Origin of the sequence: Halomonas sp. H2 (assembly GCF_050215315.1) — a bacterium.
In the GTDB taxonomy this organism is placed as follows: domain Bacteria; phylum Pseudomonadota; class Gammaproteobacteria; order Pseudomonadales; family Halomonadaceae; genus Vreelandella.
The window spans coordinates 2566494-2580978 of record NZ_CP189760.1 but is presented as its reverse complement, the minus strand read 5'-3'; the positions used below and the strand labels follow the sequence as shown (position 1 = coordinate 2580978).

Below are 14485 nucleotides of genomic sequence, written 5' to 3'. Positions count from 1 at the left end.
TGCGAGATTTAGTAGCGCGTGGTAAGCGAAGCGCACCCGCGGAAGCAGCGCGAAGCGGTGCCGGGTTTGGCCCATGTAGGCGATGATGGTTATGTGCCACGGGGCGTCGTTCCGCCTCCTCCGGGAGTGTCACTGATCGCTTATGCATATCTACGTAGCACATTATAAGTTGCTGCGTGTAAACTATCCTTGGTTAAACACGGCACCAATCAATACGTGGCTAAATAGAGCAAGGGAGGCGCAAATGGATGTTGTCAAGGAGGCGTTTTATGATGAAAAACCGAGTGCTACCGAGGCCAAGGAACGCGTAGCGTTTGGCACCTCCGGCCACCGGGGTCGTTCCCTGGAGCGTACGTTTAACGCAGCGCATATTTATGCGATCACCCAGGCGGTGGTCGATTACCGGCGTGAGGCGGGTTATCAGGGGCCGCTGTTTTTAGGGTTTGATACCCATGCGCTTTCTCGCCCGGCGTGGGAGTGTGCGCTGCAGGTGCTGGCTGCCAATCGGGTGTCGGTATTCGTCGAGAAGGGGCATGGCTACACCGCGACACCGCTGATTAGCCAGGCGATTTTGCACCACAATCACCCCGAGGATCAGGCGGCGCCGGATGTGGCGCTTGCAGATGGTTTAATCATCACGCCTTCGCATAATCCGCCGGAAGATGGTGGCATCAAGTACAACCCGTATCACGGCGGCCCGGCAGATACCGACGCCACTGGCTGGATCGAGCTGCGCGCCAACGCTTACCTGCTGCGCCAATTAGAAGATGTGCCCACCGTGCCGGTTAAAGAAGCTATTGCCCACGCCCAGGAGTATGACTTCACCGCGCACTACGTTGCCAAGCTCGGCAGCGTGGTGGATATTGCCGCGATTCAGGCAGCCAATCTGACCCTAGGCGCCGACCCTATGGGTGGTGCCGCGCTGCCGGTATGGCAGGCGATAGCGGCGCACTACAACCTCAAGCTTGAGGTGGTGAATACGACGATTGATGCTGAGTTTGCGTTTATGCCGCCGGATCATGACGGCAAAATCCGTATGGATTGTTCAAGCCCGGCGGCGATGGCCAATCTGCTCAACATTAAAGACCGCTTCGATATCGCTTTTGGTAACGACCCGGATGCCGACCGCCACGGTATTGTCGATGCCAACGGCTTGATGAACCCGAACCACTTTTTGGCGGTGTGCATCGATTATCTGATAACCCACCGCCCGGAGTGGGCTGCTAGCTTAAAAATTGGCAAGACGCTGGTTTCGTCTTCGATGATTGACCGAGTCGTCGCTTCTCACCAGCGCGAGCTGTATGAAGTGCCGGTCGGTTTTAAGTGGTTTGTGGAAGGCCTGCACGAGGGCTGGCTGGCGTTTGGCGGCGAAGAGAGCGCTGGCGCTAGCTTGCTGACGCGCGACGGCAAGGCGTGGTCTACCGATAAGGATGGCATTGTGCTGTGTTTGCTGGCAGCGGAAATTATGGCAGTCACCGGCAAAACGCCTAGCGAGTATTACCGCACTCTGACTGAGCGTTTCGGCGAGCCTTTCTATAAGCGCGTCGATACCGCCTGTTCGCTGGAAGAGAAAGCGGCGTTTAAGAACCTGACAGCTGAGAGCGTCACCGAGAAGCAATTGGCGGGTGATCCGATTACTGCCGTGTTGGTCAACGCCCCCGGCAATGGTGCCGCGATTGGTGGCATCAAAGTCACCACCGATAACGGCTGGTTTGCCGCTCGGCCAAGCGGTACAGAATCGCTTTATAAAGTTTATGCCGAAAGTTTCAAAGGCGGGCAGCACCTGGATGAGTTGATCGATAATGCCAAGGCGCTGCTTTCCAGTGTATTGAAAGGGTAGAGCCGCCACTCTAGCCTGGGTGAGTGGTGAGTGGTGAGTGGTGAGTGGTGAGTGGTGAGTGGTGAGTGGTGAGTGGTGAGTGGTGAGTGGTGAGTAGTGAAGGGTTAATGGTGAGGGGTTACAACTCACGACTCACAACTCACGACTCACCATATAAAACAACTCATGCTTCACCACCCAATCAAAGCAAATCTGTTTCGTTATTGCGTTTCTCTTCGCGCAGCCTGTCTCGAGCGATATAAAGCGCGGCGATGGCGCGGGCTTCATGGAAATCCTCACGCAGCAGTAGGGCGGGTAGCTCCTCAATGGCGTGAGTTTCCACAATCAACGGCTCGGGCTCATCCCCTGGCAGGCGCTTGGGGTAAAGATCGGTGGCCAGCAGCACCTGCATGCGGTGGCGCATATAGTTAGGCGCCAACGAAAGCTCTACTAAGGGTTCAATACGGTGCGCGCCAACCCCGCACTCTTCCATCAGCTCACGGTTGGCTGCGGTGATAATATCTTCACCGGGGTCGACCAACCCTTTTGGCAGGGTCAGTACATAGTCTTCGAACCCTGCTGCGTATTCGCGAATCAGCAGCACGTGGTCGGGGTCGGGCATCGCCACCATCATCACCGCACCGCGATCAGCGCCGGTTAAGCGCTCAAACTGGCGCTCTTCACCGTTAGAAAAACGCAAATCAAGAGACTCAATCTGAAATAAACGGCTTTGGGCAACGCGCTGGCGGGCCAAAATCCTTGGCTTCTGCTGGTAACCCGAGCGGTTAACGCTAGCCTCTTCTTGCTGATTGAATGTGGACATAAACGAGAGCCTCCATGGCTGGAAAAAGGCGGTTAAGCTACAATAGCACGCTTACTCCTTACGTGACTGGAGCGGCAATGATTGATTGGCGCGAGATAGACACCGTCCTCTTAGACATGGACGGCACGCTGCTGGATTTACACTTCGACAGCCACTTTTGGCTGGAGCATCTGCCGCGGCGCTACCGTGAGTTGCACCAACTGGATGAAGCCTCTCAAGAAGCGCTGCAAGCGCGCATTATAGGCGAGCAGGGCACCCTAAACTGGTACAGCTTGGCGTATTGGAGCCGTGAACTCGGGGTGGATATTGTGGCGTTGAAGCGCGAAGTCCAGCACTTGATTGGCCTGCGCAGCGACGCACTGGATTTTCTCAAATGGCTAAAACAGGCTCACCCGCGGGTAGTGCTCGCCACTAACGCCGATCGCGCCAGTCTTGCCCTGAAGCTACCCCTCACCGGTTTAGAAGGCTACCTGGACGCTATCGTCTCTTCCGAAGACGTGGGGGCTGCCAAAGAGGAGCAGGCATTCTGGTTTGCACTGCAGGAAATTGAAGCCTTTGATCCCGCGCGTACGCTGTTTATCGATGATAATGCCCGCGTGTTAGAGAGCGCTCGTGAATTTGGTATTAGGCATCTACTGGGCATTAAACAGCCCGACAGCCAGCGGCCTGAAAAAGAGTTGCAGGAATTTATTGCCCTTGATCGATTTGCGCATCTGCTTCCCGCACAGCTGCCAAAGCAGTTTTCCGCAACGCAGGGAGAACGTGAATGAGTGACAGCGTACGCTTAGATAAATGGCTGTGGGCGGCGCGTTTTTTTAAGACCCGCGCGCTGGCCAAAAAGGCCATTGAAGGCGGCAAAGTGCACTACGGTGGTAGTCGCGCTAAAACCAGCAAGCAGGTGGAAATTGGTGCGCTTATTCGCGTGCCCCAGGGCTGGGAGATATTAGAGGTAGAGGTCTTATCTGTCTCTGATCAACGCCGCGGCGCGCCGGAAGCGCGCACGCTCTATGCGGAAACTGAACAGAGCGTGCAGCGCCGTGCTAAAGAGGCCGAGGCAAGACGCCTCACTAATGAGGCAATGCAGCACCCCCTCAAACGCCCCGACAAAAAGCAACGCCGCGACATCCAGCGTTTTCAGCGTAACCAGGGCGAATAGCCCACTTTATTTAGCCACAGTTAACGTCTTAATTAATCTCAGGTTGCCAAACTATGTCTGATCAAATTCAACGCTTTATGTTCGATCACACCAATGTGCGTGGCGAGATCGTCACCCTGGCGGCCGCCTACCACGAAGTATTGGATCGCCACGCCTACCCAGCGGCGGTCAATGAGCTGCTGGGCGAGCTATTAGCCGCTGTAGCGCTGCTTACCGACACGGTCAAGTTGGATGGCACGCTAAGTATCGAAGTGCGCGGAGGCGGCGTTCTTTCACTGCTAATGGCCGAGTCCAACCCCGGTGGCGAGCTGCGTGCCATTGCTCGCATTGCCGAAGGCGCCGCGCTGCCTAGTGAGCACGCTACCTTCCGCGAGCTAGTCGGCGAAGGCCAAATTGTGATTACCCTCGACCCTCGTGAAGGTAATCGCTACCAAGGCATTGTGGCGCTGGATCAAGAGTCTTTGGGCGGCTGCCTGGAAGCCTATTTCAGCCAGTCGGAGCAGCTACCGACCCGTCTATGGCTGGCGGCAGATGACAAGCGCGCGGGTGGGCTACTGTTGCAGCGGCTGCCGGAAGCGTCACAAAACCAGGATGTCGATGCCTGGGCGCGCAGCGTACAACTAGCCGATACGATTAAAACAGAGGAACTACTGGGACTTGAGCAGCGCGAAGTGCTGTACCGTCTCTACCACGAAGAAACCGTGCGCGTCTTTGAACCTAAAGCCCTGCGTTTTGGCTGTACCTGCTCTCGGGAGCGCATGAGCTACGCGCTGCAATCGCTAGGCAAACAGGAACTGCGTGATATTTTGCACGAGCAAGGGGCGATTGATACTCAATGCCACTTTTGCCACACGAAATATCACTACACAGCGGCGGATATTGAAACTTTGTTGGACGACCCCGAAGCACCGTCGCCCACGATTCACTAAGTATGTAGTCGAGGGGGTGGGGCAGGGTAGTTTTCAGCAGCGCTAGAAGGGCCAGTGGATTCAATGAATGTACGAGGTTTTGCAAACGGCTGTTTGAATTATTATTGCGCTGCAACACAAAATGTAGTGCCTTTGTAGTAGTTTAACTACAAGATATTTGATCTTCGCCCCCGTTTCCTGGGGGCTTTCTTTTTGCCATAATGCGCCGATCTTCAGCGCGCCCAGCCGGTTTTGCAGTGGTTGGGATGAACTTTATGGCGTCGGTGACGCCCGGTAATTCGAGAGAAGCCCAGGAATCGACATGACCACGACTCAAGCCGCTCCCCAATCCCACGTAAATCTCAGCAGCGCCGAACTAATCGAGCGTGCGGTGGCCCGTGGCGAAGGCCGCCTCTCAGCCAACGGTGCCTTGGTAGTCAATACCGGTCTACGTACCGGCCGTTCACCGAAAGATCGTTATATCGTCGATGAGCCTTCCACCAGTAGCCAAATCGATTGGGGCAACGTTAACCAGCCCTTCGACGCTGACAAGTTCAACGCCTTGTGGGATCGCGTCAACGACTACCTAGTCAGCCAAGAGCATTTTGTCTCTGAACTGCACGTGGGTAGTGATTCAACTCACTACCTGCCGGTACGCGTTAGCACCGAAACCGCTTGGCAAAACCTGTTTGGCCGTACCATGTTTGTGCGCCCTCAGGCTTACAACACAGCGGTTAAAGACGAGTGGACGATTGTTAATGCCGCTGGCTTTGAGTGTGACCCTTCTCGCGATGGGACTAATTCCGATGGCTGTGTGATTCTCAATTTTGCTGAGAAGAAAGTGCTTATCGCCGGAATGCGCTACGCCGGTGAAATGAAAAAAGCCATGTTCTCGGTGCAGAACTTCCTGCTGCCGGCTGCCGACGTACTGCCCATGCACTGCTCTGCTAACGTTGGCGAAGATGGCGAAACCTGCCTGTTCTTCGGCCTTTCTGGCACCGGTAAAACAACGCTTTCCGCTGACCAAGCACGCTTCTTAATCGGCGACGATGAGCACGCCTGGGGCGATGGTATCGTCTTCAACATGGAAGGCGGCTGCTACGCCAAGTGTATCGACCTTTCCGAGAAGAACGAGCCGATTATCTGGAATGCCATTAAGTTTGGCACCGTGCTAGAGAACGTGGTGTTGGATGACCGCCGCGAACCGGACTACGCCGACGATAGCCTGACCCAGAACTCTCGCGCCGCTTACCCGTTAGAGCACGTTGAGAAACGCGTAGCGGAAAACCTGGCAGGCGAGCCAAATGCCATTGTGTTCCTGACCTGCGATATGTCTGGCGTATTGCCCCCGGTGTCGATTCTTTCTAAAGAAGCCGCGGCGTATCACTTCCTGTCTGGCTACACCGCTAAAGTGGGCTCTACCGAAATGGGCTCCTCAGAAGGCCTGGCTGCCACGTTCTCCACCTGTTTTGGTGCGCCGTTCTTCCCGCGTCCTGCCCGCGAGTATGCTGACCTGCTGATCAAGCGCGTTGCGAAGAAAGACGCCCAGGTCTACCTAGTTAATACCGGCTGGACCGGCGGTGCTTACGGCGAAGGCGGCTCGCGCTTCTCTATCCCGACCACTCGCGCGATCATTAGCGCGATTCAGTCTGGCGTACTGCGCGATATCGACACCAAGCACATTGACGGCCTTAACCTGCAAGTGCCGCTTGCCGTACCCGGCGTTGATTCTAGCCTGCTCGACCCGCGTGAAACTTGGCAAGACCGTGATGCCTATGACCGCCACCTAAAAGAGCTGGCAACCAAATTCATCGATAACTTCAAGAAATTTGAAGGCGTCAACGAAGCGATCGTCAAGGCGGGCCCTGAGTTAGGCTAAGACGCAGTTGAGCTAGGCTTATAAAAATAAGTGTATAGAATGGGGCAGCGCTACGGCACTGCTCCTTTTTTTTAAAGGCGTTTTTTAAAGGCGTTTTTTGACGGCGTTTTGACGGCGTTTTTTGGTTAGCGGTGGTGTGTGGTTGAAAAAGCTAAGGAGCCTAACGTGAATTTCTGGACTCAAAAGAAACTTGCCCGCATCCATAATCTGCACGATGTTGAGCGGCTGGCGCGGCGCAAACTGCCGCGGCCAATTTTTGGCTATATCGACCATGTCGCCGAGGATGGGCGTACTCAGCGCGCCAATCTCAGCGCTTTTGACGATTATCGGTTTTTGCCCAAAGCGTTTGTTAATGTGGCGCAGATCGATCTGCAGAAAGAGCTCTATGGCAAACGCTATGCCGTCCCTTTTGGTATCGCTCCGATGGGTGTCAGTGCGCTCTCGACTTACCAGGGTGACTTAGTGCTGGCGCGGGCAGCAGCTAAGCGCAACCTGCCGATGATTATGAGTGGTTCATCGCTGGTGCCCATGGAAGAGGTGGCCAAGGTGGAGGGCGCCGACTGGTTCCAGGCGTATTTGCCGGGCACCCCAGAAGGTATCGAGGCGCTGCTGGCGCGTATTCAGCGGGCTGGCTTCAAGAAACTGGTGGTAACACTGGATTACCCGGTACCCCCTAATCCCGATAATTTTCGTCGTTCGGGGTTTTCATCGCCGCTGGAGCCAAGCCTGCGGCTGGCAATTGACGGCTTGATGCGGCCAGACTGGCTGGTTAATACCTTCCTGCGCACGTTGTGGAAGCACGGTATGCCGCATTTTGAGAACAATTATGCTGAGCGGGGGGCTCCGGTCATCTCGCGTCAGGCCGCACGGGACTTCTCTGGCCGCCGCCATTTTGATTGGGGCTATCTCGACTTGGTACGGCGCTTGTGGCCCGACACCTTGATTGTTAAAGGAATACTCAACCCAGAAGATGCGGTGCGTGCCCAGCAGGCAGGGGTCGATGGCATCATTCTTTCCAACCACGGCGCTCGCCAGTTGGATTGCACTATCTCGCCGCTCCAGGTGCTGCCAGAGATTAAGCGTCGCGTCAGCGATATTCCGATTATGATCGACAGCGGCTTCCGGCGCGGCAGCGATGTCATCAAGGCGTTAGCGTTGGGTGCCGATTTTGTCTTTGTCGGGCGTCCCTTCAACTACGCAGCCGCCTGCGCGGGGCAAGCCGGGGTAGAGCATGTCGCCGATCTCTTGCAGCGTGAAGTCGAGCGCAATATGGCGCTGCTCGGGCTAACCAGCCTCTCACAGCTAGACCGCTCCTGCCTTTACAACCCCATCAAGGGTGAGACGCATCAAGCCGTTACAACCTAAACCCTCAGCAATATATTCGGCCTGGCTTTTACGCAGGCGCCGCTAATGCCGCAAGTCATGCCAGCCGTGGCGCGTTTGTGATACCTTGTTGGCACTAAAAAATGCTGCATGAGTTAGTTGCAATTTATGGATGTCAATCAGCGTATTATTTCCCGCCTAGCCACTGAGCTTGGCGTACGACCCGAGCAAGTATCCGCCACGGTGGAGCTACTGGATGGCGGTGCCACTGTGCCGTTTATCGCCCGTTACCGTAAAGAAGTCACCGGCGCGCTGGACGATATTCAGCTGCGCCAGTTGGATGAACGCCTGCGCTACCTGCGCGAACTGGAAGAGCGCCGCGCTGCAGTGCTAGCCGCCATAGATGAGCAGGGCAAACTCGATGCTACGCTGAAAGCCAGCATTGACGCTGCAGAGACCAAACAACGGCTGGAAGATTTGTACCTGCCGTTTAAGAAAAAGCGCCGCACCAAAGCGCAGATTGCCCGCGAAGCAGGGCTTGAACCGCTGGCGGATGCCCTGCTGGCTGACCCAACGCTTAATCCTGATAGCGAAGCCGCCAACTATCTGCGTCCGGCAGAGGGCGATATTCCCGCCATTGAAGATGCTAAAGCCGCGCTGGATGGCGCCAAGCAGATTCTGATGGAGCGCTTCGCCGAAGACCCTGAATTGATCGGCCAACTGCGCGAACGGCTGTGGCAAGAGGGCGAGCTCAGTGCCCGCGTGCTGGAGGGCAAGCAGCAGGAAGGCGCCAAGTTCTCCGACTACTTCGAGCACGATGAGAAGCTTGCCAAAGCGCCATCACACCGCGCCCTGGCAATGTTCCGTGCCCGTAACGAAGGCGTATTGAGTCTGTCGATTCGTCTACCCGGCGAAGACGATGCCCCTATTCATCCTGCCCAGTTAGCGATTGCCAAGCAGTTTGGTATTAGCGACCAGGGCCGTGCAGCGGATAAATGGTTAGCCGAAGTCGTGCGCTGGACGTGGCGGGTGAAGCTCTACACTGCGCTTGAAACCGAGCTGTTGGGCCGCTTACGTGAACAGGCAGAGCTCACCGCCATTGAAGTGTTTGCTGCCAACCTAAAAGACCTACTGCTGGCCGCACCGGCGGGGCAGAAAGTGACGCTTGCCATCGACCCCGGCCAGCGTACCGGCTGTAAGATCGCGGTGATTGATGCCACCGGGCAGTTTGTCGATCACACCGCCATCTACCCTCACGCGCCACAAAACCGCTGGGATGAGTCACTGGCTGTGCTTGCCAAGCTGGTCAAACAGCATGGCGTCGAGCTGATTGCTGTGGGTAACGGCACTGCCAGTAGGGAAACCGATAAGCTGGCAGGTGAACTACTTAAAGCACTGGCCCCCGCACACCGCTTAAGCAAAGTGATGGTCTCTGAGGCGGGCGCCTCGGTTTACTCCGCCTCTGAGTACGCCTCGCGGGAAATGCCGGATCTCGATGTCACCGTGCGCGGTGCCGTCTCCATCGGTCGTCGCCTGCAGGACCCGCTCGCCGAGCTGGTTAAAATCGAGCCCAAATCGATCGGCGTGGGCCAGTACCAGCACGATGTTTCCCAGGTACAGCTGTCGCGCAGCCTGGAAGTGGTGATTGAAGATTGTGTTAACGCCGTGGGTGTCGACCTCAATACCGCTTCCAGCGCACTGCTTTCCCGGGTGGCGGGCCTGAGCGCTGCGTTGGCCGAGAATATCGTCGCTCAGCGTAATGTGAAAGGCGCTTTCAAAAGCCGTAAAGAGCTGTTAGACGTCAGCCGACTGGGTGCCAAAACCTTCGAGCAGTGCGCCGGTTTCTTGCGTATTCATAACGCTGACAACCCCTTGGATGCCAGCGCCGTACACCCAGAGGCTTACCCATTGGTGGAGCGCATCGCCAAGCAGAGTGGCCGCGAGGTACGCGGTTTGATTGGTGATAGCGGCGCGTTAAAAGCCTTGAAGCCCGCTGATTTTGCCGATGAGCGTTTTGGGGTGCCAACGGTTAACGATATCCTCAAAGAGCTGGATAAACCCGGCCGCGACCCGCGCCCCGAATTCAAAGCTGCTGAGTTCCGCGAAGGTGTCGAAACCCTTAATGACCTCAAGCTTTCCATGGTGCTCGAAGGCACAGTCACCAACGTGACGCACTTCGGCGCTTTTGTGGATATCGGCGTCCATCAGGACGGCTTGGTGCATATCTCGGCACTCTCGGATCGCTTTATTGATGATCCGCGCAGCGTGGTCAAAGCGGGGGATATTGTCACCGTTAAAGTGATGAGTATCGATATCCCCCGCAAGCGGGTAGGGCTGTCGATGCGTCTGGATGACCAGCCGGAAGAAGAGAGCGATAATAAGAGCAATCGCTCTTCTAGCGATCATCACAACGCGAACCGCAAGCCGTCTCGGGGGCAGCGTAACAGCGCTAAGCCCGCCGCAGCGCCAGCCCCCATGGGTGCGCTAGGTGCAGCCCTATTAAAAGCGCGTGGCGGCAAATAGTCGCGTGTCTTGAAAAAACCGTGTCTTGAAAAAAACATCGTTGCCGCCATATCCTGTTGTCTATTTGAAATAGCGATGATGGCGATGCCACCTGACTACACCAAGGCCTGCTGTCGGCGGGCCTTCTTGACAAGGAGTGTTCACCTTGCCTGAACCACTCACTGTGCCATCTGCGCTGACCGCGCAAGTCGAGCGCCTGATACCCAGTGCGCGCCTTGGTCGGTTAGGCCGTCTGCGTCGTGGGCTCGAAAAAGAGGGGCTGCGAGTCGACGCCAAAGGCCATATTGTACAAACGCCGCACCCGTATGCGCTGGGTTCTAAGCTGACGCACCCGCATATCACCACGGATTACTCAGAGTCACTGTTAGAGTACATTACGCCGGTGTATTCAGACCCCCGTGAAGCGCTGTGTTTTCTGTCTGACCTGCACACGTTCACCTATCACCACCTTGAAAATGAGTGGATCTGGCCGGGCAGCATGCCCTCCAGGCTTTCCGGTAACGACAGCGTGCCGATTGCCGACTACGGCTGCTCAAATGTGGGCACCATGAAGCATGTTTACCGTAAAGGGTTGGACATGCGTTATGGCCGCATCATGCAGGCGATTGCCGGCGTTCACTACAACGTCTCGCTGCCGGATGATATGTGGCACGCCCTGCGTGAAATGGAAAAAGCCACCAATATTCCGTTCAACGATTACCGCTCCACCCGCTATTTCGGCATGATTCGCCATTTTCGTCGCCATAGCTGGTTACTGCTCTATCTGTTTGGCGCTTCACCCGCGATCGATAAGAGCTTTTTGCCCGACGACAAAAAAGTGCCTGAAAAGCTGCAGTCGCTCAGTGACGACACCTACTTTGCGCCCTACGCGACGACGCTGCGTATGTCGGATCTGGGCTACCAGAACAAGGTACAGTCGCAGCTTAAAATCTGTTTTAACTCGCTTTCCAATTACGTAAATACCCTGCGTCACGCGATTTCTTCGCCTTGGCCCGACTATCAAAAAATGGGCGTTAACGAGGGTGGTGAGTGGCGCCAGTTAAACGCCAATATTCTCCAGATCGAAAACGAATACTATAGCGATATTCGCCCCAAGCGGGTCGCCACGCACAACGAAACACCCAGTCAGGCGCTTGAAGCCCGCGGCGTGGAGTACATTGAAGTTCGCTGTCTGGATCTCAACCCCTTCGATCCCCTTGGCGTGACTGAAGAGCAGATGCGCTTTGTGGATACCTTCTTGATGTGGTGCCTGCTCAGCGACAGCCCGTGGATCTCCGACGAAGAGTGTGACCGCCTGGACGACAACCGCCGTTGGGTCGTTGAGCGCGGCCGGGACCCTGAACTCACGCTGTTTAACCACGGCAAATCCACCTCGGTACAGGAGTGGGGCGAGCAAATATTCGCAGAGATGGGGGAGGTTGCCCGCCTGTTGGATGCGGTCGAGGAAGGAGCTCCTCACGCTGACGCACTGGCAAGCCTTGCACCACGCCTTGCAGACCCTTCGCTAACGCCATCTGCGCAGGTGCTTCAACGGCTGAAGGAGAACGGCGGGTCGCTTAACGATTTGATGTTAAGCCTTGCGCAAGAGCAGGCCGCGCAATTGAAAGCCGAGCCCATGCAGCGCAGTCGCGAAGCGCTACTTGCCCAGTTGATTGAGACCTCGCACCAGCAGCAGCACGATATTGAAGCCGCTGATCAAGAGACGTTCGAAGAGTTCTTGCAGGTCTATTTCACCAAAGCGCGTGAGTCCCGCGTTCTTTCAGCGCTGCCATCTGAGGTTCGTCAATGATCCTGCACTCATACCGTTCGGTTGCCCTGGCCGGTTTAGCCTTCTGCGTGTTAATGATGGCGGTAGCCCTGGGCCTCGAGCATATCGGTGGCTTTGAACCCTGCCCGCTGTGTATCTTTCAGCGTGTGGCGGTGATCGCTGCGGGCATCGTGTTTGCGATTGCTGCTATCCACAGCCCCGCTGGGCGTGTGGGTAACATAATTTATGGCTTGCTGGCGTTAGTTGCCGTGGGCACCGGCGCGTTTATCGCCGGACGCCATGTTTGGCTACAGGGCCTGCCAGCCGATGAAGTGCCTTCCTGCGGCCCTGGGCTTGATTACATGATGGATATCCTACCCATGCAGGATGTGGTTTCCATGGTGTTAACCGGCTCGGGGGAGTGCGCCAATATCGATTTCTCGTTACTAGGCCTATCACTGCCTGCCTGGACGCTAATCGGCTTTGTCATTCTGGCGATCGCCCCGCTGCGGATGCTGTTTTTTAAACCTCGGAGCTAGCAACCCGTCAGCGGTAAGGAGCCTCGCATGCTTTATCAGCACTTTGCGACCCAAGAGGAGATCGATCGTGCCTACGACCCGATGATGGGGCGTGACCCGACGGTGTTGGTAAAGAACTGGCGTGAGCGTAGCGAGGCATCAAGAGCTAACCATCGCACCACGCTCGGTCTTGCTTATGGCTCCTCTCTCGCAGAGCGCATGGATATCTTTCATGCCGATGCACCTCATGCTGATAACCCCCAAGCGCCGGTGCATGTATTTTTCCACGGCGGCTACTGGCGCTCTTTAAGCCACCGTGAATTTAGCTTTATCGTTGATGACTTGGTCAAAACGGGGATTACGGTCGCGGTGGTTAACTACGCGCTCTGCCCACAGGTACGTTTTAGCGAACTGGTGCGGCAGAGTCAGGCGGCAGTGGCCTACGTTTACACGCATGCCGCTGAGTTAGGCATCGACCCTGAGCAGGTGAGTATTTCGGGGCATTCGGCAGGCGGGCATCTATGCGCGCTGCTAATGTCGACGGACTGGGAAGGTATTTTTGGATTGCCCAACCAACTGATTCGTGGTGCGCTGTGCGTTAGTGGTTTATACGATTTGCGACCCTTTTCCTGGTCGTGGCTGCAACCCAAACTTCAGCTAACGGGTCGCGACGTGCAGGAGTTCAGCCCATTATGGCTGGCGTGCCGAGTGCCTGCTGAGGTTAAGCTAGTAGCAGGAGCGCTGGAGTCAGCAGAGTTTGCGCGCCAGATGAGCGCCTATAGTGAGCATTTAAGCGAGCAGAGCCAAAACGTCACTCAGCAGCTACTCCCCGAGGTAGATCACTTCTCGATTCTTGAGCATTATCTTGGCGATGGCTGCTTTGTAGAGTGGATCAAAGGGTTTCACGATTAATAGCAGCGCCCCGCTAGAGGCGCTGTCTATATACTTTATATCGCAGGAATTACTGCTGTCACTTCGATCTCTACCTTGGCCTGATCTTCGACTAGCCCTGCTACCTGAATCATGGTCATCGCTGGAAAATGCTTGCCAAGTACCTCGCGATAAGCTCCACCTACTTCTCTAAGCCGGGCCAAATACTCCCGCTTGTCCGTCACATACCAGGTTAAACGGACGATATGTTCAGGGCCTGCATTGGCCTCTTTTAAAATCGCCACGATATTCTGCAGCGCCTGATTTACTTGCACGACAAAGTCATCGCTTTCGAATGCCTGGTCGGCATTCCAACCAACCTGCCCGCCGACAAAAATGGTCTGGCCTGAGGCGAGCACGCCGTTGGCGTAGCCGATGGCAGGTTTCCAATGCGAAGGGTGAAGAAGCTGATGAAAGTTGGCGTCACTCATTATGGCTATCCTTATCGGTTATCAACGGTAATGTGCTGGCGTATTGCCTCGGTCCATGGCATCGACTTACCGCTACTTAAATCCACAAATACAAGGGTTGAATCACTGGTTAAACGCTTTTGCTCACCGCAATAAGCGACGATTTGGAGGGTCAGGCTGCTACGCCCCATAGACTGAACCGCTAACTCAAACGTAAGCCGTTCACCCAACCGGCTAGGCGCATGAAACTGGGTATCGATAGCGGCGGTGGGCACGCCCATGCCCGTTTTCACATGCAGTTGGTTAAAGTCGTGGTGCACGATCTCCGCAAACCAATCCTCCACCACGGAGTTAAGCATCTCGAAATAGCGCGGATAAAAAACGATCCCCGCCGGATCGCAGTGCTGAAAGCGGACTTTCCGCTGGGCAATGAATGCCATTATTATTTT

General features: G+C 55.8%; 13 protein-coding genes. 10 read left to right on the top strand and 3 right to left on the bottom strand.

Going from position 1 to position 14485, the window contains the following annotated elements; translation table 11 throughout:
• The first annotated feature begins 244 nt into the window (after positions 1 to 244).
• Positions 245 to 1840: a phosphoglucomutase (alpha-D-glucose-1,6-bisphosphate-dependent) gene (pgm, locus tag ACQE2I_RS12010; RefSeq protein ID WP_427028325.1), complete on the top strand. Its 1596-nt coding sequence runs from the start codon at positions 245 to 247 to the stop codon at positions 1838 to 1840.
• A gap of 181 nt (positions 1841 to 2021) precedes the next feature.
• Here the strand turns inward: pgm and nudE are convergent, their stop codons facing one another.
• Entirely contained in the window at positions 2022 to 2642 is a 621-nt protein-coding gene (gene nudE, locus ACQE2I_RS12005; RefSeq protein ID WP_427028324.1) for an ADP compounds hydrolase NudE, read from the bottom strand.
• Positions 2643 to 2719: 77 nt separating this feature from the next.
• Here nudE and yrfG point away from each other — a divergent pair, with 77 nt between their 5' ends.
• From yrfG to ACQE2I_RS11960, 9 genes are all read left to right on the top strand, one after another.
• The gene (gene yrfG, locus ACQE2I_RS12000; protein WP_427028323.1) at positions 2720 to 3412 is read left to right on the top strand and encodes a GMP/IMP nucleotidase; all 693 of its coding nucleotides are present in this window, start codon (positions 2720 to 2722) and stop codon (positions 3410 to 3412) included.
• A complete protein-coding gene (gene hslR, locus ACQE2I_RS11995; RefSeq protein ID WP_427028322.1) occupies positions 3409 to 3798 on the top strand; it encodes a ribosome-associated heat shock protein Hsp15 in 390 nt (129 codons plus the stop codon). Before yrfG ends, hslR begins: the two co-directional genes overlap by 4 nt.
• A gap of 53 nt (positions 3799 to 3851) precedes the next feature.
• Positions 3852 to 4727, top strand: coding sequence for an Hsp33 family molecular chaperone HslO (gene hslO, locus ACQE2I_RS11990; RefSeq protein WP_427028321.1), 876 nt, complete (start codon positions 3852 to 3854; stop codon positions 4725 to 4727).
• 301 nt (positions 4728 to 5028) lie between these two features.
• Positions 5029 to 6585 (top strand): phosphoenolpyruvate carboxykinase, encoded by a 1557-nt coding sequence (locus ACQE2I_RS11985; protein WP_427028320.1) that lies wholly within the window; start codon positions 5029 to 5031, stop codon positions 6583 to 6585.
• A 165-nt stretch (positions 6586 to 6750) separates the two neighbouring features.
• The gene (locus ACQE2I_RS11980) at positions 6751 to 7950 is read left to right on the top strand and encodes an alpha-hydroxy acid oxidase (RefSeq protein ID WP_427028319.1); all 1200 of its coding nucleotides are present in this window, start codon (positions 6751 to 6753) and stop codon (positions 7948 to 7950) included.
• 126 nt (positions 7951 to 8076) lie between these two features.
• A complete protein-coding gene (locus tag ACQE2I_RS11975) occupies positions 8077 to 10431 on the top strand; it encodes a Tex family protein (protein ID WP_427031460.1) in 2355 nt (784 codons plus the stop codon).
• A gap of 145 nt (positions 10432 to 10576) precedes the next feature.
• Entirely contained in the window at positions 10577 to 12220 is a 1644-nt protein-coding gene (gene gshA / locus ACQE2I_RS11970; protein ID WP_427028318.1) for a glutamate--cysteine ligase, read from the top strand.
• Positions 12217 to 12717 (top strand): disulfide bond formation protein B, encoded by a 501-nt coding sequence (locus ACQE2I_RS11965; RefSeq protein ID WP_427028317.1) that lies wholly within the window; start codon positions 12217 to 12219, stop codon positions 12715 to 12717. The genes gshA and ACQE2I_RS11965 overlap by 4 nt, the downstream gene beginning before the upstream one ends.
• Positions 12718 to 12744: 27 nt before the next feature.
• Positions 12745 to 13608, top strand: a complete 864-nt coding sequence (locus ACQE2I_RS11960; RefSeq protein ID WP_427028316.1) for an alpha/beta hydrolase — start codon at positions 12745 to 12747, stop codon at positions 13606 to 13608.
• Between the two features lie 35 nt (positions 13609 to 13643).
• On the opposite strand, the gene ACQE2I_RS11955 is transcribed toward ACQE2I_RS11960, so the two are convergent.
• Both ACQE2I_RS11955 and ACQE2I_RS11950 read right to left on the bottom strand, forming a co-directional pair.
• Positions 13644 to 14057: a RidA family protein gene (locus ACQE2I_RS11955; RefSeq protein WP_427028315.1), complete on the bottom strand. Its 414-nt coding sequence runs from the start codon at positions 14055 to 14057 to the stop codon at positions 13644 to 13646.
• Between the two features lie 11 nt (positions 14058 to 14068).
• A complete protein-coding gene (locus ACQE2I_RS11950) occupies positions 14069 to 14476 on the bottom strand; it encodes an acyl-CoA thioesterase (RefSeq protein WP_427028314.1) in 408 nt (135 codons plus the stop codon).
• Positions 14477 to 14485: the final 9 nt, after the last annotated feature.

Bases quoted from the DNA above. Each gene is read 5' to 3' on its own strand.
- ACQE2I_RS11985 (WP_427028320.1), top strand. From the start codon at position 5,029: ATGACCACGACTCAAGCCGCTCCCCAATCCCACGTAAATCTCAGCAGC.
- ACQE2I_RS11960 (WP_427028316.1), top strand. From the start codon at position 12,745: ATGCTTTATCAGCACTTTGCGACCCAAGAGGAGATCGATCGTGCCTAC.
- ACQE2I_RS11965 (WP_427028317.1), top strand. From the start codon at position 12,217: ATGATCCTGCACTCATACCGTTCGGTTGCCCTGGCCGGTTTAGCCTTC.
- ACQE2I_RS11975 (WP_427031460.1), top strand. From the start codon at position 8,077: ATGGATGTCAATCAGCGTATTATTTCCCGCCTAGCCACTGAGCTTGGC.
- nudE (WP_427028324.1), bottom strand. From the start codon at position 2,642: ATGTCCACATTCAATCAGCAAGAAGAGGCTAGCGTTAACCGCTCGGGT.
- ACQE2I_RS11955 (WP_427028315.1), bottom strand. From the start codon at position 14,057: ATGAGTGACGCCAACTTTCATCAGCTTCTTCACCCTTCGCATTGGAAA.
- hslO (WP_427028321.1), top strand. From the start codon at position 3,852: ATGTCTGATCAAATTCAACGCTTTATGTTCGATCACACCAATGTGCGT.
- hslR (WP_427028322.1), top strand. From the start codon at position 3,409: ATGAGTGACAGCGTACGCTTAGATAAATGGCTGTGGGCGGCGCGTTTT.
- pgm (WP_427028325.1), top strand. From the start codon at position 245: ATGGATGTTGTCAAGGAGGCGTTTTATGATGAAAAACCGAGTGCTACC.
- yrfG (WP_427028323.1), top strand. From the start codon at position 2,720: ATGATTGATTGGCGCGAGATAGACACCGTCCTCTTAGACATGGACGGC.
- ACQE2I_RS11950 (WP_427028314.1), bottom strand. From the start codon at position 14,476: ATGGCATTCATTGCCCAGCGGAAAGTCCGCTTTCAGCACTGCGATCCG.